This is a genomic window from Streptomyces sp. TLI_146, assembly GCF_002846415.1.
In the GTDB taxonomy this organism is placed as follows: domain Bacteria; phylum Actinomycetota; class Actinomycetes; order Streptomycetales; family Streptomycetaceae; genus Streptomyces.
Genome location: NZ_PJMX01000001.1, coordinates 5,629,363 through 5,647,469, shown reverse-complemented (window position 1 = coordinate 5,647,469; position 18,107 = coordinate 5,629,363). Strand labels below are relative to the sequence as shown.

At 71.9% G+C, this 18,107-nt stretch carries 16 protein-coding genes; 7 read left to right on the top strand and 9 right to left on the bottom strand.

Translation table 11 applies throughout. From position 1 onward, the window contains the following. Window positions 1-44: 44 nt before the first annotated feature. A complete protein-coding gene (locus BX283_RS25400) occupies window positions 45-761 on the bottom strand; it encodes a hypothetical protein (RefSeq protein ID WP_101389802.1) in 717 nt (238 codons plus the stop codon). A gap of 31 nt (window positions 762-792) precedes the next feature. Beyond that, window positions 793-3,156: a glycoside hydrolase domain-containing protein gene (locus tag BX283_RS25395; RefSeq protein ID WP_101389801.1), complete on the bottom strand. Its 2,364-nt coding sequence runs from the start codon at window positions 3,154-3,156 to the stop codon at window positions 793-795. Window positions 3,157-3,454: 298 nt separating this feature from the next. Here BX283_RS25395 and BX283_RS25390 point away from each other — a divergent pair, with 298 nt between their 5' ends. Then, window positions 3,455-3,835 (top strand): hypothetical protein, encoded by a 381-nt coding sequence (locus BX283_RS25390; protein ID WP_101389800.1) that lies wholly within the window; start codon window positions 3,455-3,457, stop codon window positions 3,833-3,835. A 57-nt stretch (window positions 3,836-3,892) separates the two neighbouring features. Here BX283_RS25390 and BX283_RS25385 read toward each other — a convergent pair whose 3' ends face one another. Beyond that, window positions 3,893-5,896, bottom strand: a complete 2,004-nt coding sequence (locus BX283_RS25385; RefSeq protein ID WP_101389799.1) for a thioredoxin domain-containing protein — start codon at window positions 5,894-5,896, stop codon at window positions 3,893-3,895. 135 nt (window positions 5,897-6,031) lie between these two features. Between BX283_RS25385 and BX283_RS25380 the strand changes: the two genes are divergently transcribed. Next, a complete protein-coding gene (locus tag BX283_RS25380; RefSeq protein WP_101389798.1) occupies window positions 6,032-9,283 on the top strand; it encodes a tetratricopeptide repeat protein in 3,252 nt (1,083 codons plus the stop codon). Window positions 9,284-9,448: 165 nt separating this feature from the next. Here the strand turns inward: BX283_RS25380 and BX283_RS25375 are convergent, their stop codons facing one another. After that, entirely contained in the window at window positions 9,449-9,697 is a 249-nt protein-coding gene (locus tag BX283_RS25375; RefSeq protein WP_101389797.1) for a hypothetical protein, read from the bottom strand. Then, complete coding sequence (mca, locus tag BX283_RS25370; RefSeq protein ID WP_101389796.1) at window positions 9,690-10,571, bottom strand: mycothiol conjugate amidase Mca; 882 nt, start codon at window positions 10,569-10,571, stop codon at window positions 9,690-9,692. The genes BX283_RS25375 and mca overlap by 8 nt, the downstream gene beginning before the upstream one ends. 127 nt (window positions 10,572-10,698) lie before the next feature. Between mca and BX283_RS25365 the strand changes: the two genes are divergently transcribed. Beyond that, window positions 10,699-11,100 carry a DUF4307 domain-containing protein gene (locus tag BX283_RS25365; protein WP_101389795.1) on the top strand — a complete coding sequence of 134 codons (402 nt, stop codon included), beginning with the start codon at window positions 10,699-10,701 and terminating at the stop codon, window positions 11,098-11,100. A gap of 221 nt (window positions 11,101-11,321) precedes the next feature. After that, window positions 11,322-11,819 carry a transcription elongation factor GreA gene (gene greA / locus BX283_RS25360; protein ID WP_101389794.1) on the top strand — a complete coding sequence of 166 codons (498 nt, stop codon included), beginning with the start codon at window positions 11,322-11,324 and terminating at the stop codon, window positions 11,817-11,819. A gap of 129 nt (window positions 11,820-11,948) precedes the next feature. On the opposite strand, the gene BX283_RS25355 is transcribed toward greA, so the two are convergent. From BX283_RS25355 to ilvA, 3 genes are all read right to left on the bottom strand, one after another. Continuing rightward, complete coding sequence (locus BX283_RS25355) at window positions 11,949-12,800, bottom strand: ABC transporter permease (protein WP_101389793.1); 852 nt, start codon at window positions 12,798-12,800, stop codon at window positions 11,949-11,951. Beyond that, window positions 12,797-13,777 (bottom strand): ATP-binding cassette domain-containing protein, encoded by a 981-nt coding sequence (locus BX283_RS25350; RefSeq protein ID WP_101389792.1) that lies wholly within the window; start codon window positions 13,775-13,777, stop codon window positions 12,797-12,799. The genes BX283_RS25355 and BX283_RS25350 overlap by 4 nt, the downstream gene beginning before the upstream one ends. A gap of 182 nt (window positions 13,778-13,959) precedes the next feature. Then, complete coding sequence (ilvA, locus tag BX283_RS25345; RefSeq protein WP_101389791.1) at window positions 13,960-15,189, bottom strand: threonine ammonia-lyase; 1,230 nt, start codon at window positions 15,187-15,189, stop codon at window positions 13,960-13,962. A gap of 155 nt (window positions 15,190-15,344) precedes the next feature. Between ilvA and BX283_RS25340 the strand changes: the two genes are divergently transcribed. Genes BX283_RS25340 through BX283_RS25330 form a run of 3 tightly spaced genes read left to right on the top strand, consistent with a single transcriptional unit; the run spans window position 15,345 to window position 16,622 of the window. Further along, window positions 15,345-15,848, top strand: a complete 504-nt coding sequence (locus tag BX283_RS25340; protein ID WP_101389790.1) for a MarR family winged helix-turn-helix transcriptional regulator — start codon at window positions 15,345-15,347, stop codon at window positions 15,846-15,848. Window positions 15,849-15,879: 31 nt separating this feature from the next. After that, window positions 15,880-16,374, top strand: a complete 495-nt coding sequence (locus BX283_RS25335; protein WP_101389789.1) for a sigma factor-like helix-turn-helix DNA-binding protein — start codon at window positions 15,880-15,882, stop codon at window positions 16,372-16,374. Beyond that, window positions 16,371-16,622 (top strand): hypothetical protein, encoded by a 252-nt coding sequence (locus BX283_RS25330; protein WP_101389788.1) that lies wholly within the window; start codon window positions 16,371-16,373, stop codon window positions 16,620-16,622. The genes BX283_RS25335 and BX283_RS25330 overlap by 4 nt, the downstream gene beginning before the upstream one ends. Before the next feature lie 136 nt (window positions 16,623-16,758). On the opposite strand, the gene BX283_RS25325 is transcribed toward BX283_RS25330, so the two are convergent. After that, window positions 16,759-17,913, bottom strand: coding sequence for a cystathionine gamma-synthase (locus BX283_RS25325; RefSeq protein ID WP_101389787.1), 1,155 nt, complete (start codon window positions 17,911-17,913; stop codon window positions 16,759-16,761). Window positions 17,914-18,107 lie beyond the last annotated feature (194 nt).

Genomic DNA, 18,107 nt, shown 5'->3' with positions numbered 1-18,107 from the left:
CCGGGCCGGGGCCGAGGGGCGCACCCCCCGACCCCGGCACCGCGTCACCGCTGGCGGGCAGCCAACGCCTTCGCAGCCCGCACCCGGCCCGGGGCAAGCGCATCGATCGCGCCCGCCCCAGAACCCGGCCGCGACTCCCAGCCCCGCAGCTTCGCCGCCACCCGCCGCAGCCCCGAGTCACCGGGACGGACGTCGATCTGGAAGTGGGACTCCTTGGGGGTCGACTCGTCGCCGCCCCACTTCACCACGCCCTCCAGATCCGCCAGGATGTCGCGGACGATCACGAGCTCCTGCGGGAAGAACCCGTTCCGCGCCCGCACGGGGTACTGCGGCGACCGGATCGCGACCGCCGTACCCGAGAGGTAGTTGCTCTCGTACGGCGCCGCCACCGCCCGCGCACCGGTGTGCCCGGTGACCTCGCCCGCGCCGAGCGTGTGGATCTCGTAGTGGTAGCGGCGCACCACATGGGTCAGCACGGTCGCCACGTCACCGTCCAGCGCCGTGAAACTCAACCCGCCCGCGCCCTCGACCCGGTGCGACGGGACCGCAGCGACGACCGGCCAGCCGTTGGCGGAGGCACGGCCCTGCCACTCCTTCGCCGCCGGAACGGCCGGAACGGCGGGAACGGCCGGAGCCGGGGCCGCCACGGCCGTGCCGGACATCCCGCCCGCCACCAGCGCCGCCCCACCGGCGACACCCGCGCCGGCCACCAGGAAGCGGCGGCGGTCGACGCGCAGCGCCTGCGTCATGACATCACTCATGGTTCGGTTCCTCATCCCTCTCGTACCGGCCCTACAGGCCCTTGGCGTTGGCTTCCTGCAGCACGCGGTCGTGCAGGACGTCGGCGAAGCCCCGGCAGAAGTCCAGGAGTTCCTGCTCCGGCAGCTCCTGCGGCATCTTCGTGAGGACGCCCGCGATGCTCGTGATGAGGTACGCGCGTCCGGCCGAGATGACCGGGTCGATCGTGGTCGTCAGCATGCCCTTGGCCATCGCCACGACGTTGTCGACGCTGCCGCCGAACCGCTGCTCGAAGAAGTCCCGGAAACGGGTCAGGGACCCGGCGTCGCGTTCACCCTTGCCGTAGTGCTCGCGCACCACGCCGAGGAGGTGCTCGCCCTTCTGCGCCCGCCGGCCGATGAGGTAGCCGTCGGCGTCCTCGATGAGGTCGTTGAGCGGGAAGGTGGAGTTCACCCCGAGCTTGGCGAACTTCTCCTTGCAGTAGGTGTAGCCGGACGGGTAGACCTTGACGTCCCGGCGCCACTCCGCGTACAGCGTCATCAGGTCGCCGCCCCAGCCCGTGACGTCACCGGCGCCGACGGTCCTGATGTTCGACTCCGACTGCACCTTGGCGTAGTGGCCGTTGGCCGCCGCCATCATGTGCTGGCAGTCGATCATGAGGCCCGTCACGGGGTCCGTGAACTCGTCCAGGATCGACGCCCCGTGGCTGTCGGCGAACGCGACGAACTCCTCGTCGGCCCCGCCGATGAGCGCCTTCCACTGCGCGGTGTTGTAGCGCCCGTGCCGGGCGTACTGCATGGTGTGCGCGGCCGGGTCGCCCTTGGGGTACTGGACGGCGAGCGGGTACACCGTCTCCATGTACCGGATGAAGTCGTCGGCCGGGTAGGAGTTCGCCCGGACGGTGTTCTGGCCGTTGTCGCTGCCGGTGCGGTGCGCGTCGTTGTCCAGGTCGAAGGAGTCACCGCTGGAGATGAACTTGAACTCCTTGATCTGGTTGAACGCCCAGTTCGGCGGCAGCGGGAAGCCCAGGTTCCCCGAGAAGCCCCAGGACATGCCGGAGACGAAGGAGTAGCGGGCGTCGGTGTTCTTGCTGACCTGGGTGCAGACGTTCCGCGAGCCGTAGACGCCGTGGACGTACCGCTTGCCCTTGTTGGCGAGCCCGGCCTGCACTCCCTGGAAGTACGGCACGATGTTGGAGGCGATCTCCTCCGCCGTGGCGTCGTAGTCCACCGCGAAGTAGATGACGGTGCCCCGGTTGAACCCGTAGGCCTGGGCGCAGGCGTGCGCGTTGAGCGCGTGCTCGAAGCCCTGCCCGTACGTGAAGTCGGCCAGTCGGCGCGCGTTGTCCTGGTAGATCGGGAAGACGCTCAGTCCCGCGGCGAAGATGTCGGCCAGCTCACCGTCCTTGATCTCCTTGTCGAGCGTGCTGCCCGGCGGGTCGAAGAGATAGCGTCCGACCTGGCGGTAGCCCGCCTTGTAGAGCGCGTCGGCGCGCGAGCGGGTGATCTGGAAGCGGGTGTCGCACGCGGAGGCCGGGCGGTCTGGGTCGCCGGTCGAGACGAGCAGCTGCGCCCAGGTGCGGTAGTCGCCGCGGCCGTCCCGGGTGTCGAGCTCGGAGAACGACTGGAAGGCCTTGACCCACTCGGTGAGCTTGGCGTCGAAGCTGCTGCGGAACGTCGTCTCGATGTTGCTGGAGCCGGTGACGATCGGCGAGTTGAACACGCAGGCCGCGGAGAAGAGCTGGACGAAGATGCCCGAGTCGCCCTCCTTCACCGTGTGGGCCTTCAGCCCCGCCTGGGTGCCGGGGCCGAAGGAGCCGGTGGCCTGGTCGTCGGGGATGCCTATCTCGTACTGGATGGCCTTCATCAGCGACTTCTGCACATCGCGGGAGTAGACGCCGTCGGCGGGGCCGATGAAGAACGAGGAGCGGTTGTAGTAGCGGCTGTTCAGCCAGCGCTGCACCTCGCGGACGTGGTCGGTGCCGCCGGGCACCGAGACGTAGGCGTCCATGCTGAGCAGCGCCTTGAAGATCTTGGGCTGGACCCAGCCGTTGGAGGCGTCGACGCCCGCGTCCTTCTTCAGCGCCATGACCGAGGTGCCGGTGGCGCTGCCGTAGGAACCCGTCCCGTCGCCGCCCCAGTAGCCCTTGCAGAACAGCGCGTGCTCGACGATCTTCTTGATATTGACGTTCGGCTCGTTGGCGTTGATGTCGGGGCGCGCGGCCAGCTTGGCGAGCGTGCCCGGACCGAAGCTCGCGACCAGCGGCGTGATGCCGAGCTCGGCCTGGAGCGCCATGGTCAGCGAGAACATCGTCGACCAGCCGGTGCGCCCGTCCTCCGGGCAGCGTACGTATCCGGGAGTGGCCGCGTACGTGGAGTTGACCCACTTCTGGGCAGCAAGGACCTTCTCGTCCGCCATGTTTCTCTCTCTGATGAGCGGGGCTCGGGACTCGGGGGTGCGTGAATCCTGATGGCGGAACAAGGCATTCCGGCAGCGGCCGCCCCCGTGCGCGCCCTCGCGGACAGCACGGAACGACCGCTCTTCGGCAAGCTGGTGTCCCCGCATCACCACGGCGTCGCTTTCCCCCGTCGACCGCCGTCGGTGCGGTGATCATAGCTGAATGATCAACCGCTTTTCGCGGTGCGCGACCCCGGTCGTCCGTGTCGTACTATCTCCCGGCACAAGATCATTCGTGCTTGACCAAGGGGGACAACTCATGGGCATGGGCAAGAAGTTCGCCATGGCCGCCGCCACCGGCACGCTGGCCGTGGCGGGCCTGGCAGCCACCGGCGGCACCGCGTTCGCGGGCACCGACGGGCAGCAGATCGTCATCGACGACGAGACGCACCAGGTCGCGTCCATCAAGATCGACGGCTACGACCAGAAGGGCCGCCCGGCCCACGCGTGCCTGGCCACGCCGGGCTACGAGACCCGGTTCGGCGGCTGGTGGTGGCGCGACTACATGCACTTCAGCAAGTGGACCGACCGGACCTGCGGCCAGAGCGGCGGCCGCTGGCTGGGCTCGCAGGACAGCTGGGTCCCGGCATCGCAGTCGGGCGACTGGTACTACATCGGCATCTACAAGAACGACAGCTGAGCCACCGGGTGGTGCGCCGCGCCCGCGCGGGCGCGGCGCACCACCCGCACAGCGTTCTCAGGACAGCGCCCTCGACAGCTCGTCGGCGCTGGTCACCGGCGCGTCGCAGGTGAAGCGGCGGCACACGTACGCCGCCGGGCCCCCCTGCACCAGGGGGCGGTCCGCCAGCAGCGGGAACTCCCCGCCGCCGGGCTCGCCCACCGCCACCACCGCGCCGGGCGCGCGGCCCAGCAGCGCGGCCCGGTGCAGCTCGCCCCCGGGCGGGCCCACCACGGCCACCTCGCGGGGGCCGTCGAGCAGGGCCTCGGCCGTGGCCAGACCCCAGCCGATGAACCGGGGGGCGCGCGGCCCGAGCGCCTTCACCACGCCCAACGCGCCCTCGGCGGCGGCCCGGTGGGCGGTGGAGCCGGTATGCGCCGCGTACGAGAGCAGCGCGCCGGCGGCGGCCGTCCAGCCCGACGGCGTGGCACTGTCCGTGGGGTCCTGCGGGCGGCGGATCAGCTGCTCGGCGTCGTGCGCGGTGTCGTAGAGCACCCCGCCCTCGGCGGTGAACTGGTCGAGCACGATGTCCAGCAGGAACCCGGCGAACTCCAGCCAGGCCCCCTCCCCGGTCACCCCGGCGAGCGCCAGAAAGCCCTCGGCGACATCGGAGTAGTCCTCCAACACACCGTCGTTCTGGCCCACTTGGCCGTCCTTGGACGTACGGGACAGCCGGGCCCGGTCGTCCATGTGGACGCGGACCAGCAGATCCGCCGCCTCGGTCGCCCGCTCGATCAGATCGGGGCGTTCGAAGTACGCGCCGGTCTCCGCGAGCGCCGCGATCGCCAGGCCGTTCCAGGCGGCGACGACCTTGTCGTCCCGGCCGGGGCGCGGGCGCCGCTCGCGCGCCGCGAAGAGCCGGTCCCGTACGTCCGCCGCCACCGGGCCGCCGTCCGAGGGGAGTTGGAGGACGGAGGCGCCCTCCTCGAAGGTGCCCTCCTCGGTCACCCCGTAGTGCCGCGCGGCGGCCTCGCCGTCCTTCTCGCCCAGCGCCTCGGCGAGCTGCGCGGGCGTCCACACATAGAACGCGCCCTCGACATGGCGTCCGGTGCCGTCGTCGCTGTCGGCGTCCAGGGCCGAGGCGTAGCCGCCCTCGTTGGTGCGCAGCTCGCGGACCATGAAGTCGGCGGTCTCCAGGGCCACCCGGCGCGCCGTCTCCGAGCCGGTGGCCCGCCACAGGTGCGCGTACACCCGGCACAGCAGCGCGTTGTCGTAGAGCATCTTCTCGAAGTGGGGCACCACCCACTCGCGGTCCACCGAGTAGCGGGCGAAGCCGCCGCCCAGCTGGTCGTAGATGCCGCCGCGCGCCATCTTCTCGCAGGTGTCGGCGGCCATCTGGAGCGCGCCCTCAGCGCCCGTACGGGCGTGGTGGCGCAGCAGGAACTCCAGCGTCATGGACGGCGGGAACTTGGGCGCGCCGCCGAAGCCGCCGTGCCGCTCGTCGTAGTCCCGGGTCAGCCCGAGCAGCGCCCCCGCGAGCTCCTCCTCACCGGGCACCCCGGCGCCCCCGCCGTACACCAGCTCGCGCTCGGCCAGATCCCGCACGATCTTCGCCGCGACCTCCCCCACCTCCTCGCGCCGGTCCGTCCAGGCGGCCCGCACCCCCTCCAGGACCTGCGGGAACGACGGCATGCCGTGCCGGGGCTCGGGCGGGAAGTAGGTGCCGAAGTAGAACGGTTCGGCGTCCGGCGTCAGAAAGACGGTCATCGGCCACCCGCCCTGCCCGGTCGCCGCCTGCACCGCCTCCATGTAGACGGCATCGACATCCGGCCGCTCCTCGCGGTCGACCTTGACGCTGACGAAGTGCTCATTGAGGTACGCGGCCGTCGCCTCGTCCTCGAAGGACTCGTGGGCCATGACGTGGCACCAGTGGCAGCTGCTGTACCCCACGCTGAGCAGCACCGGAAGCCCGCGCTCGCGTGCCTCGGCGAAGGCCTCGGGCGACCAGGGCCACCAGTCGACGGGGTTGTCGGCGTGCTGGAGCAGATACGGGGACGTCTCATGGGCCAGGCGGTTCGGCATGGACCCATCCTCCCCCACACCCGAGATGATCCGCCGACTCCCTCGCGCCGACGCGCGCCGCGCAGGACACTTGACACCGACGGCACACTCGACCAGGACTCAAGTCGCAGCGGACGCTCTCGGAGGGGGACGCACATGCGGGACGGCCATCGGGCGGAGGCCGAGCGGCTGTTGGTGCGCGCGGTGGAGGAGGAGGTGCGGCGCTCCGGCGGCCGGGCCGACGCCAACGCGCTGCTGACACGCGGCCGGGCGGCACTGGACGCGCTGGCGGCCAGCGCCGAGGAGGAGTACACGGCGTACACCCGGGCGCTGGACGAGGCGGCGGCCGGGCAGCCCACGCTGGGGGCCCGGTTCGCGAGCGAGAAGGCGGGCACGGCGTTCCTGGTGACCGCCGTCGCGGCGGTCGCCGCCGTCGTCGCGGACGCGGCGCTGGGGACCGGCGCGGGGCCCGCGGTCGGCGCCGGGGCGGCCGTGGCCGTCGCCGGGGCCGCGACGACCGTCGTGCGGGTGACGGCGGCGCACTGGCCCGCCGCGCACCGGCGCGCGGGCGAGCTCGGCCGGCCGGGCGGCGCCGAGCAGCTGCGCCTGCAGTGGCTGACGGCCCTGGACGTACGGGGCATCCGCCCGTTCCTGGACCAGCAGCGCATGACGGCACCGGCGGCCCGTACCGGCAAGAAGGCCGACGCCTCCGTGCCCACCCAGCTGCGCGGCACCGACAAGAGCGCGGCGGCCCGGCGCCGCTCGGTCCTTGAGCAGTCGTTCGGCCATCTGCCCGAGCCGCAGGGGCCGTTCGCGGGGCGGCGCGCGGAGCTCGGCAGGATCACCCAATGGGTGCAGTCCGCGCGCGCCGCGACCGAGACCCGCCCCACGGTCGTGGTGCTGCACGGCCCGGCGGGCGTGGGCCGCACGACCCTGGCCGTCCGGGCCGCGCACCAGCTGCGGGACCAGTTCCGGGGCGCCTGCCTGGTGGACCTGCGCGGCGGCGCCCAGACGCCGCTGCCCACAAGGGACGCGCTGCTGCACCTGCTGAACCGGCTCGGCGCGCCCCGCGAGCAGCTGCTCTTCCGCAAGGGGGTCTCCCCCGCCCAGGCGGATTCGAGAGCCCGGACGAGCTCCTCGGCCGACCAGCAGGTGCGCCGGCTCGCCGAGCTCTACCACCAGCATCTGACGGGCCTTCCGGTCACGGTGATCCTGGACGACGCCCAGGACGCCGAGCAGGTGCGCACCCTGGTGCCCGAGCGGTCCGACAGCCTGGTCCTGGTGACGGCCGCCCGCCCGCTGGAGCTGCCCGCCGACTTCCCGGCCTGGGTCCACCAGCTGGCGGTGGAGCCGCTGGACGAGGCGGGCGCGGAGGAGCTGCTGCGCGAGTCGGCCCAGGAGGACTTCAAGGAACCGTACGATGGCGAAGCGAGCGTGCTCGTACGGGAGTTGTGCGGCGGGCTGCCGCTCGCGCTGCGGGTCGCGGGCTCCTCGCTGGGGTCGAGGGACGCCCGGGCGCTCGCCGCCGACCTCGGGGCGTACGGGCCGGTGGCGCCCGTCGAGCGGGCCCTGTGGCTGCGCTACACCGACCAGTCCGAGCAGCCGCGCAGACTGCTGCGGCGGCTGGCGCTCGCCGGGCGCGCCTCGCTGGGCGCGGCGGCCGCCGCGGCGCTGCTCGCCACGAGCGAGGCGGAGGCGGGCCGGCTGCTCGCCGACCTGGCGCGGGCGGGCCTGATCGAGCAGGTCCGCGCCGACCGCTACCGGCTGCACGACACCGTACGGACCTTCGCGCGGGCCCGGCTCCTGGACGAGGAGGAGGCCGCCGAGCGCACGGCCGCGCAGGAGCGGCTGATCCAGAACTACGCGGACCTCGCCGACGCGGTGATCCGTATGGTGGACGGCAAACTCTCCACCCGCGCCGGGCAGTTCGGCGGCCACGGCTTCACCTCGCTGGACGCGGCCCTGCGCTGGCTGGACGACGAGTCGAGCTTCATCACGGCCGCGCTGCGCGACGCGGAGGACGTGAACCAGCAGGCGGTGCTCAACCTGCTGGGCGCGCTGTGCGACTACTGCCTGCTGCGCGGCGACCTCTACCGCCTGGGCGAGATCAGCGAGCTCTCCCAGGCCGTCGACCAGGGCCTGCTAGAGCGTTCCGTACGGTGGCGCACCGGCATCGCGGCCCGCCAGCTGGGCGAGCTCGACACGGCCCGTACGACATTGTCGTCGGTCGTCGGGCTCTACCGGGAGGCGCAGAACGACGCGGGCGCGGCGCTCGCGCTCTGCTCGCTCGGCATCACCCTGCACCACCAGGGCAACCTCACCGAGGCCGCGGCCAGGCTGCGCGAGGCGATCGAGCTCCAGTCCTCGCCCGCGCAGGACGAGGACCGGGCGTGGTCGCTGCACGCGCTGGCGGCGGTCGAGCGCGACCGGGCGAACCTGGCGGACGCGCTGACCCTGCTGGACACGGCGCTCACGCTGCACCGCGAGGGCGAGTCGCTGCACGGCGAGGCCTGGACCCACTTCCAGCTCGGCCAGGTGTGTCTGCGGATGGGCGACGTGCCGCGCGCGGACGAGGAGCTGCGCACCGCGCTCGATCTGTACGGCCGCACCCGCGACGGCCGCGGCGAGGCCTGGGCGCTGACCCAGCTGGCCCGCGCCCGCCTGGTGGACGGCGACCCGAACCCGGCCGTCGACGGGCTGCGCCAGGCGCTGTCGCGCCACCGGGAGATGGAGGACGCGCGCGGCGAGGCGTGGACGCTGTACTACCTGGGCCAGGCCCTGGAGGAGCGCGGCGACCGCGACCAGGCGGTCCGCGAGCTGGAGCGGGCCCGCACGATGTTCTCGCGGATGCGGGACGTGTACGGGCTGGCGTGCGCCCGCCACCACTCCGGCCGGGTCACCCGGGACCAGCGCGCCGCCCAGACCGGCAACCTGCGCAACTCCGGCTTCGCCCGCCAGCTCCTGGTCGACGCCCGCGCCGACTTCCACCGTATCGGGGTCGCCCACGGCGAGGGCTGGACCTGTCTGGAGCTGGCGCTGATCGACGCGGGCAACAACCGCGCGCCCCAGGCGCTGCGGCTGTGCGACGAGGCGGTCGAGCTGTTCGACTCGTACGGGGACCGCAGGGGCGGCGACTGGGCCCGCTTCCTGCGCTGCACCCTGCTGCCGTACGCCTCGGCGGGCGGCTCGGAGATCGGGGCGGCGGTGGCCCAGGAGGAGCTGTCCCAGCTGATCCGCGCCCACCACGCCACCCGCGACGGCAAACTGGAGGACTGCGCGGAGGCGTACGCGCTGATGCTGGAGCGCGGCGTGGAGCTGGAGGACGGCTGGCAGGCCTGGCACCTGGGCATGGTCCCGACCCGGCACTCCCGCGAGGTGATGGGGGTGCCGGTGGGGGCGGGGCGGTAGGGGCGGGAGCCCCGCGCCCGTCAGGGGCGCGGGGAACTGCGCGAGCAACCCAGCACGGCCCGCAGCCAGCGCCCCGGCGCGAGCCACCCCACCCCTTAGGGGCGCGGGGAACTGCGCGACCAGCCACAGCGGACCCGCAGACGAAAACCGGGCCCGGGCGAAGCCCTACGCCTCCTTCGGGCTGCCCTTGCCCGAGGCGGCCGGGGCCGCCGGGGCCTCGCCCCGCTCGGGCGCCTCCTCGAAGTCGACCTTCCCCATGTGCCGGTTCATCGACTTCATCAGCAGCCACACCCCCACGGCCAGCGCCGCGAAGACGACGAAGCCGAGGACGCCGGGCGTCACCTTGTCGTTGTCGATGTCCTTGGCCAGCGGGACCAAGTGCGTCAGTGCCAGGCTTGCGCTCATATCAGGCATTCTCGCGCACGCCCGCGAAGAGGTCGTCCTCGGGGAGGGAAGTGTCCACGAGCGACTTCGCCAGCTCGTACTCCTCCGTCGGCCAGACGTCCTTCTGGATCTCCATCGGAACCCGGAACCAGCCGCCGTCGGGGTCGATCTGGGTGGCGTGCGCGATCAGCGCCTTGTCCCGGATCTCGAAGAAGTCCCCGCACGGAACGTGCGTGGTCAGCGTGCGCTCGACGCGCTCGAACTCCTTCCAGCGCTCCAGCCACTCGCCGTACGGGGACTCCATGCCCCGGTCGAGCAGCGCGTGGTGCAGCGCCAGGGTGCGCGGCTTGTTGAAGCCCTGGTTGTAGTAGAGCTTCTGCGGCTGGTACGCCGGGCCGAACTCGGACTCCGGGAACTTCTCCGTGTCGCCCGCCCCGTCGAACGCCACCATGGAGATCTTGTGGGTCATGATGTGGTCGGGGTGCGGGTAGCCACCGTTCTCGTCGTACGTGGTGATCACCTGCGGACGGAAGGCGCGGATCTTGCGGACCAGCTCGCCCGCCGCCTTGTCCACGTCCTCCAGGGCGAAGCAGCCCTCCGGCAGCGGCGGCAGCGGGTCGCCCTCCGGCAGACCGGAGTCGACGAAGCCCAGCCACTCCTGCTTGACCCCGAGGATCTCGCGGGCCTCGTCCATCTCCTTCTTGCGCACCTCGTGGATGTGCTCCTCGATGTACTTGTCGCCCTGGAGCTTCGGGTTGAGGATGGAGCCGCGCTCGCCTCCCGTGCAGGTCACGACCAGCACGTCCACCCCCTCGGACACATACTTCGCCATGGTGGCCGCGCCCTTGCTCGACTCGTCGTCGGGGTGGGCGTGCACGGCCATCAGTCGCAGCTGCTCAGTCAAGACAAGATCCTCAGTGATTCGGCGCCCTGGGTGTTGCCCTCTGTGATCCGGCGCGATGGGCGGCTTCTATAGTGACCGAATCGGGGGGCGGAAAATTCCGGGCACCCCCAGCAGCAGGAGGACGACCATGGCCGCGGCAAGCCAACCGCTTCCCGAGGGGCGCTACGGGCGCACCGCGGACCAGCGCGCCGACCGCAAGCTCAAGATCATCGGCTCGGTCCTCGGCGTCGTCCTGCTGGGAGTGGTCGGCTGGATCGGCTACGACTACGTGGGCGGCCAGTCCGTGTCGGCCGAGGTCATCAAGTTCAAGGTGGTCTCCGCCAAGGCCGTCGAGGTCCATCTGGAAGTGCGCAAGGACAAGGGCGAGACCGGTGTCTGCACCCTGCGCGCCCTGGAGACCGGCGGCGACGAGGTGGGCCGCAAGGACGTCCGCTTCGAGCAGCGGAGCGGCCGTATCGACGAGGTGATCACCGTCCAGACCACCTCGCGGGCGACCGCCGTCGACCTGGTCGGCTGCAAGTCGGTCTGACCCGGGCCGACCCGGCTCGGGCGCGCGCCGCGCTCCCGGCGGCCCCGCCGGTCGACGACCCGGCCTCGCCCGCGCTGACCTGCGCCGACGATTTCCCTACGGTTTTCGTCCTCCCCCTTGGCGCCCTGAATTGTTAGGCTCGTGGTTTCGCCCGCCCGAGAAGGCACATCCTTCTGGGTAGGGCGATGCGCTTGTATTCCCAGTACCGACGAGGAGCACCTGTGACCCAGACCAGCGACAACGTCACCTGGCTGACCCAGGAGGCGTACAACCAGCTCAAGGCCGAGCTGGAGTATCTGTCTGGTCCCGCGCGCACGGAGATCGCCGTAAAGATCGCGGCGGCCCGTGAGGAGGGTGACCTCCGGGAGAACGGCGGGTACCACGCGGCCAAGGAGGAGCAGGGCAAGATGGAGCTCCGGGTCCGCCAGCTGACCCAGCTCCTGGAGCACGCCAAGGTGGGCGAGGCGCCCGCCGCGGACGGCGTGGTGGCTCCCGGCATGCTCGTCACGATCGCCTTCGACGGCGACGAGGACGACACCCTGGAGTTCCTGCTCGCCTCGCGCGAGTACGCGTCGACGGAGATCGAGACGTACTCGCCGCAGTCCCCGCTCGGCTCCGGCGTGAACGGCAAGAAGATCGGCGAGGACGCCGAGTACGAGCTGCCGAACGGCCGCAAGGCCTCGGTGAAGATCCTCGCGGCCACGCCGTACACGGGCTGAGCCCTTTCCGTACGGGAACGAAGCCCCCGGCGGCCCTGGAAAGGGCGGCCGGGGGCTTCGCCGTGTACGGCGGGCCGGATGCGTGCGTTTCCGTGTGCGTACGTGTCCGTGTGCGTACGCCCGTGTGCCTCAGGCCGTCGCCGAGCGGTACTTGCGCACCGCGAGCGTCCGGAACACCACGATGATCACCAGCGACCAGAGCAGCGAGGCGATCACGGGGTGCTGCATCGGCCAGGCGTCGGACCGCACCACTCCGGGGTTGCCGAAGAGGTCCCGGCAGGCCTGGACGGTGGCGCTGAACGGGTTCCACTCGGCGACGTGCCGCAGCCACGGCGTCATCCCGGAGGTGGCGACGAACGCGCCGGACACGAACGTCACCGGGAAGAGCCAGATCAGCCCGCCGGAGGTGGCCGCCTCCGGCGTACGCACCGAGAGGCCGATCAGGGCGCCGATCCAGGAGAACGCGTACCCGAGCAGGAGCAGCAGCGCGAACGCGCCGAGCGCCTTCGGGATGCCGTTGTGGACGCGCCAGCCGACCAGCAGGCCGACGACGGCGAGCACCACCACGGTCAGCGCCGTCTGCACCAGGTCGGCCAGCGTGCGGCCGGTGAGGACCGCGCCGCGGGCCATCGGCAGCGAGCGGAACCGGTCGATGAGCCCCTTGTGCATGTCGTCCGCGATGCCCGCGCCCGCGCCGGCCGTGGCGAAGGTGACGGTCTGGGCGAAGATGCCCGCCATCAGGAACTCGCGGTACCCCTTGGGGTCCAGTGAGCCGCCGATGCTGACCGAGCCGCCGAACACGTAGCTGAACAGCACCACGAACATGATCGGCTGGATCAGGCCGAAGATGATCATCTCGGGGATGCGCATCATCCGGATCAGATTGCGCTTGGCCACGACCAGGGAGTCGTTGACCGACTGGACGACACCGCCGCGCGGCTGCGGGGCCGTGAGGTGCTGGGTTTCGACGACGGCGGTCACTTGGAGCCCTCCTTCTCGTTGTCGTCCTCGTCCTTCTGCTCGGCCACATGGCCGGTGAGGGAGATGAAGACGTCGTCGAGGGTCGGGCGGCGCAGCCCGATGTCGTCGATCTCCACTCCGCGGTTGTCGAGCTCGCGGATGACCTCGGCGAGCAGCTTGGCGCCGCCGGTGACCGGCACGGTGAGCTTGCGGGTGTGCTCGGCGACGGCGACCTCGCCCTTGCCGAACCCGGCGAGCACCGCGCGGGCGGGCTCGATCTCCTCGTGCTGGTGCACCACGACCTCGACGCGCTCGCCGCCGGTGCGGGCCTTGAGCTGGTCGGCGGTGCCGCGCTCGATCACCCGGCCGTGGTCGACCACGCAGATGTCGTGCGCGAGGTGGTCGGCCTCCTCCAGATACTGCGTGGTGAGCAGCAGGGTGGTGCCGCCCGCGACGAGCTCCTGGATGACCTCCCACAGCTGCTGCCGGTTGCGCGGGTCGAGGCCGGTCGTCGGCTCGTCCATGAACATCACGGGCGGCGACACGACGAGGGCGGCGGCCAGGTCGAGCCGGCGGCGCATACCGCCGGAGTACGTCTTGGCGGGGCGGTCGGCCGCGTCGGCGAGGTTGAACTTGTCGAGCAGCTCGCCCGCCCTCGCCTTGGCCTCCTTGGCCTTCATCTGGTAGAGCTGGCCGACCATTTGGAGGTTCTCACGGCCGGTCAGATACTCGTCGACCGCCGCGAACTGACCGGACAGACCGATCGCGCGGCGCACCTCGTTGGGATGCTTGAGCACGTCGATGCCCGCGACCGTGGCCCGGCCGCTGTCGGGCCGGAGCAGGGTGGTCAGGACGCGCACGGTGGTGGTCTTGCCGGCGCCGTTGGGGCCGAGCAGGCCCAGGACCGTGCCCTCGGGGACATCGAGGTCCACGCCGTCCAGAGCCTTTACGTCGCCGAACGTCTTCACCAGGCCTTCGGCATAGATGGCGCCTGGCATGTTGGGTACCCCCAGAGTCGGGTGTCGTTTCGTACACAAAGCCTAGATTTGCCGGGCAGGTGATGCCCGGTGGAGCTGTGGCGCGGAACACAGACTAACGCGATGTATCGCGTTTACTCAAGAGGTACGACGACTTCGGTTCGGGCAGCACCCGGCCCCGGCCGGGAGTGCCCAGCAGGGGGTCAGGAGATGACCTGGTACCCCTCTTCCCGCAGCGCCGACCCGACCTCCAGGCAGTGCTCCGGCCCCTTCGTCTCCAGGTGCAACTCCACCTCCACTTCGGTGAGTCCGAGCCTTGGATCGGTCCGTACGTGGCTCACATCGAGGACGTTAGCGTCGACCACTGACAACGACCTGAGAAGCGCCGCGAGCGCCCCCGGCCGGTCCGGCAGGCGCAGCCGCAGGCTCAGATAGCGCCCGGCCGCCGCCATCCCGTGCCGCAGGATCCGCTGGAGCAGCACCGGGTCCACGTTGCCGCCCGACAGCACCGCCACCACCGGGCCCCGGAACGCCCCCGGATCGCTCAGCAGGGCCGCCACCGGGCTCGCCCCGGCGGGCTCCACGACCAGCTTGGCCCGCTCCAGGCAGAGCAGCAGCGCGCTGGACAGCTCGTCCTCGGTGACCGTGCGGACCTCGTCCACCAGCTCCTGGATCAGCCCGAACGGCACGTCCCCGGGCCGTCCCACCTTGATCCCGTCGGCCATCGTCGGCGCCGGGTCGATCGCCACGGGGTGCCCGGCGGCCAGCGAGGGCGGGTACGCCGCCGAGGCCGCCGCCTGTACGCCGATCACCTTCACGTCGGGACGGACCGCCTTCACCGCCACCGCGATGCCCGCGGCCAGGCCGCCGCCGCCGATCCCGACCAGGATCGTGCGCACCTCCGGGCACTGCTCCAGGATCTCCAGACCGACCGTGCCCTGGCCCGCGACGATGTCCGGGTGGTCGAAGGGGTGGATGAAGACCGCGCCCGTCTCGCGCGCGTAGGCCTCCGCCGCCGCCAGCGTCTCGTCGACGACCGTGCCGTGCAGAACGACCTCCGCGCCGTACTCCCGGGTCGCGGCGACCTTCGGCAGGGGCGCGCCGACCGGCATGAACACCGTGGAGCGCACGCCCAGGAGCGAGGAGGCCAGCGCCACTCCCTGCGCGTGGTTGCCCGCGCTGGCGGCCACCACCCCGGCCGCCTTCTCCTCGGGGCGCAGGCCCGCGATGCGTACGTAGGCGCCCCTGAGCTTGAAGGAGCCGGTGCGCTGGAGGTTCTCGCACTTGAGGTGGACCGGGGCGCCGACCAGCTGCGTCAGATGCCGGGAGCCCTCCATCGCGGTCATCCTGGCGACCCCCGCGAGCATCTTCTGCGCGCCGCGGACGTCATCGAGGATCAGGGGACGCAAGGGGCCAGGCGTACTGAAGCTCATGACCGCAAGTCTCGCAGCTCATGGGCCCGGCGGCCGCTCCGCGCCGGATCCTCCCGGCAGTTGTCCACAGCTTTGCGCAGGGCCGGTACGCGTACCGGTCCGGCCGCGTACTCTGTCCCCCACCACACCGACCGCCGCACGAGAGAGCCCCGGCCATGCCCACTACTCAGGACATGACTTCCCATCTCGACCCAGGTCTCCTCGATGCCCTCCAGCACCAGGTGGCCATCTTCGCGCGCCGCGCGGAGCAGACCCGTCTCGGCGGCGTCGGCCAGGTCCGCAACTCGATGGACCGCGCGGCGTATCTGCTGCTCAACAGGCTGGACCAGGAAGGCCCGATGGGCGTCAAGGCGCTCGCCGCCGGCATGGGCATCGACTCGTCGACGGTCACCCGTCAGGTCGCCCCGCTCGTCGACACGGGCCTGGTGAAACGGACCTCGCACCCGGAGGACGGCCGCGCGGTCGTGCTCCAGCTGTCCCCGCGCGGGCAGACCCGCCTCGAAGAGGTGCGCTCCTCGCGCCGCGAGCTCATGGCGCAGGTGACCGACGGCTGGTCCGAGGAGGAACGGGAGTCCTTCTGCACCCTCCTGACCCGCTTCAACTCCGCTCTGTCGGCCCGCCAGTCGGCCGCCCAGGACCCGGCGGCGCCGACCTCTTGACCTGCCGCGCGCACGGGCTTCATATGAGGCCATGCGCGAGCGGCAGACGGAACGGCAGCGCCACAGCGCCCGCGAGTTCGAGGCGTTCGTGGCGGGCGCGGGGGGCCGGCTGCTGCATGCGGCCACCCTGCTCACCGGCGAGCCGCCGGAGCACAACGAGCGGGCCCGGCGCCTGCTGACGGCCGCCCTGGCGCGGACGTACGCGCGCTGGGACCCCGAGCGCGGCGAGGACCCGTACGACCGCACCCGCCAGGAGCTGGTGGCCCGGTTCGCCGGCACCTCCTGGCGCCACCACCGCCACCGCGACCGGGCGACGGGCGTCCTGGCCCGGCTCACCCCGCAGGAGCGGATCGTGCTGGTGCTGCGGCTGTCCGAGGGCGTCGCCGAGGAGCAGGTGGCCGCGCTGATCGGGCTGCCGTCCGAGCGGGTCCGGGTGATCTGCACGCGCGCGATCGCGACGATGCGCAGCGCCCCGGCGGGCGCCCGCCGCCCGCGCCCGCGGACCAGCGCCGAGGGGGTGACATGAGCCTGCCCGACCGCAAGGAGGCGGAGGTCCGCCGCCTCCTGGAGGGCCCGCACCCGCCGGTGCCGGCCGAACTCACCGTACGAGCGGCCGAGTTGGGCCTGCGGCTGCTGCGCCGCCGCCGGGCCGCGCGGCGGCTGATGTGGCTGGTGATCTGGGCGGCGGCGGTCGCCTTCACCGTGTGGGCCGCGCGGGTGCATCCGTGGGTGGCGCCGCCGTCGACGGTGGCGCCACCGGTGGAGGGCCTGTGAGGGGTCCCGGGTCGCCCCCGGGACCCCTACGGGGTCGTCAGCACGTCGGCACGCCTTACGAGGCCGTCGTCAGCGTGACGTACCAGGCGGCCGTCAGCGTGACTTACCGGGCGGTCGTCAGCGTGACCCGCCAGGCTCAGCCCAGCGCCTGCTGGAGGTCGACCAGCAGGTCGTCCACGTTCTCGATGCCGACCGAAAGGCGCACGAGGTCGCCCGGCACCTCCAGGGCGGACCCGGCGACGCTGGCGTGCGTCATCCGGCCCGGGTGCTCGATCAGCGACTCGACGCCGCCCAGCGACTCACCGAGGGTGAACACCTTGGTGCGGGCGCACAGGTCGACCGCCTCCTGCTCGCCGCCGGTGACCCGGAAGGAGATCATGCCGCCGAAGGCGCGCATCTGCTTGGCCGCGACCTCGTGGCCGGGGTGGTCGGGCAGCCCCGGGTAGAGGACATGCGACACCTTGGGGTGGCGGGTCAGCATCTCCGCGATCTTCCCGGCGTTCTCGCTGTGCCGGTCCATGCGCACGGGCAGCGTCTTGATGCCGCGCAGCACCAGCCAGGAGTCGAACGGCCCGGCGACCGCGCCCATCGCGTTCTGGTGGTACGCCAACTCCTCGCCCAGCTCGGCCGAGTTGGTGACGAGGGCGCCGCCGACGACGTCCGAGTGGCCGCCCATGTACTTCGTCAGGGAGTGCACGACGACGTCCGCGCCGAGCGCGAGCGGCTGCTGGAGGTAGGGGCTGGCGAAGGTGTTGTCGACGACCAGCTTGGCACCGGCGTCCTTGGCGACCGCCGCGATCGCCGCGATGTCGGTGATACCGAGCAGCGGGTTCGAGGGCGTCTCGACCCAGATGGCCTTCGTACGGTCGGTGACGGCGGCCCGCACCGACGCCGGGTCGGAGGTGTCGGCGACCGACCACTCCACGCCCCACCGGGAGACGACCTTGGCGAAGAGGCGGAACGTGCCGCCGTACGCGTCGTTGGGGATGACCACGTGGTCGCCGGGGACCAGCAGCGTACGCAGCAGGCAGTCCTCGGCGGCCAGGCCGGAGGCGAAGGCGAGCCCGCGCACACCGCCCTCCAGGGCCGCCAGGTTCTCTTCGAGGGCGGTGCGCGTCGGGTTGGCGCTGCGGCTGTACTCGTAGCCGCCGCGCAGCCCGCCGACGCCGTCCTGCTTGTAGGTGGAGACCTGGTAGATCGGGGGTACGACCGCGCCGGTCAGCGGATCCGCGGTGTTGCCGGCGTGGATCGCGATGGTCTCGAAGCTCTTGTCGAGGTGCTCGTGGCTCATGGTCCAGAGCCTAGTTCGCCGGTGGCGGGGCGGGGGGCGCTCGCCGTTTCCTGAGATCCGGGTCGCCGCTTGGTGAGACGTGGCACCGGACGCGGCCCCGGCGGCCGGGCCGACAGCGGAACGGGGGGCGTGGCCGACGCGGGTTATCCACAGGTCCCGGCACGGGTTCGCCAGAAGTCGGTGGGGTCTGCTTC

Excerpts from the sequence above, each read along its gene's own strand:
- BX283_RS25400 (WP_101389802.1), bottom strand. The coding sequence starts at position 761 with ATGAGTGATGTCATGACGCAGGCGCTGCGCGTCGACCGCCGCCGCTTC.
- BX283_RS25395 (WP_101389801.1), bottom strand. The coding sequence starts at position 3,156 with ATGGCGGACGAGAAGGTCCTTGCTGCCCAGAAGTGGGTCAACTCCACG.
- BX283_RS25390 (WP_101389800.1), top strand. The coding sequence starts at position 3,455 with ATGGGCATGGGCAAGAAGTTCGCCATGGCCGCCGCCACCGGCACGCTG.
- BX283_RS25385 (WP_101389799.1), bottom strand. The coding sequence starts at position 5,896 with ATGCCGAACCGCCTGGCCCATGAGACGTCCCCGTATCTGCTCCAGCAC.
- BX283_RS25380 (WP_101389798.1), top strand. The coding sequence starts at position 6,032 with ATGCGGGACGGCCATCGGGCGGAGGCCGAGCGGCTGTTGGTGCGCGCG.
- BX283_RS25375 (WP_101389797.1), bottom strand. The coding sequence starts at position 9,697 with ATGCCTGATATGAGCGCAAGCCTGGCACTGACGCACTTGGTCCCGCTG.
- BX283_RS25365 (WP_101389795.1), top strand. The coding sequence starts at position 10,699 with ATGGCCGCGGCAAGCCAACCGCTTCCCGAGGGGCGCTACGGGCGCACC.
- BX283_RS25350 (WP_101389792.1), bottom strand. The coding sequence starts at position 13,777 with ATGCCAGGCGCCATCTATGCCGAAGGCCTGGTGAAGACGTTCGGCGAC.
- ilvA (WP_101389791.1), bottom strand. The coding sequence starts at position 15,189 with ATGAGCTTCAGTACGCCTGGCCCCTTGCGTCCCCTGATCCTCGATGAC.
- BX283_RS25340 (WP_101389790.1), top strand. The coding sequence starts at position 15,345 with ATGCCCACTACTCAGGACATGACTTCCCATCTCGACCCAGGTCTCCTC.
- BX283_RS25335 (WP_101389789.1), top strand. The coding sequence starts at position 15,880 with ATGCGCGAGCGGCAGACGGAACGGCAGCGCCACAGCGCCCGCGAGTTC.
- BX283_RS25330 (WP_101389788.1), top strand. The coding sequence starts at position 16,371 with ATGAGCCTGCCCGACCGCAAGGAGGCGGAGGTCCGCCGCCTCCTGGAG.
- BX283_RS25325 (WP_101389787.1), bottom strand. The coding sequence starts at position 17,913 with ATGAGCCACGAGCACCTCGACAAGAGCTTCGAGACCATCGCGATCCAC.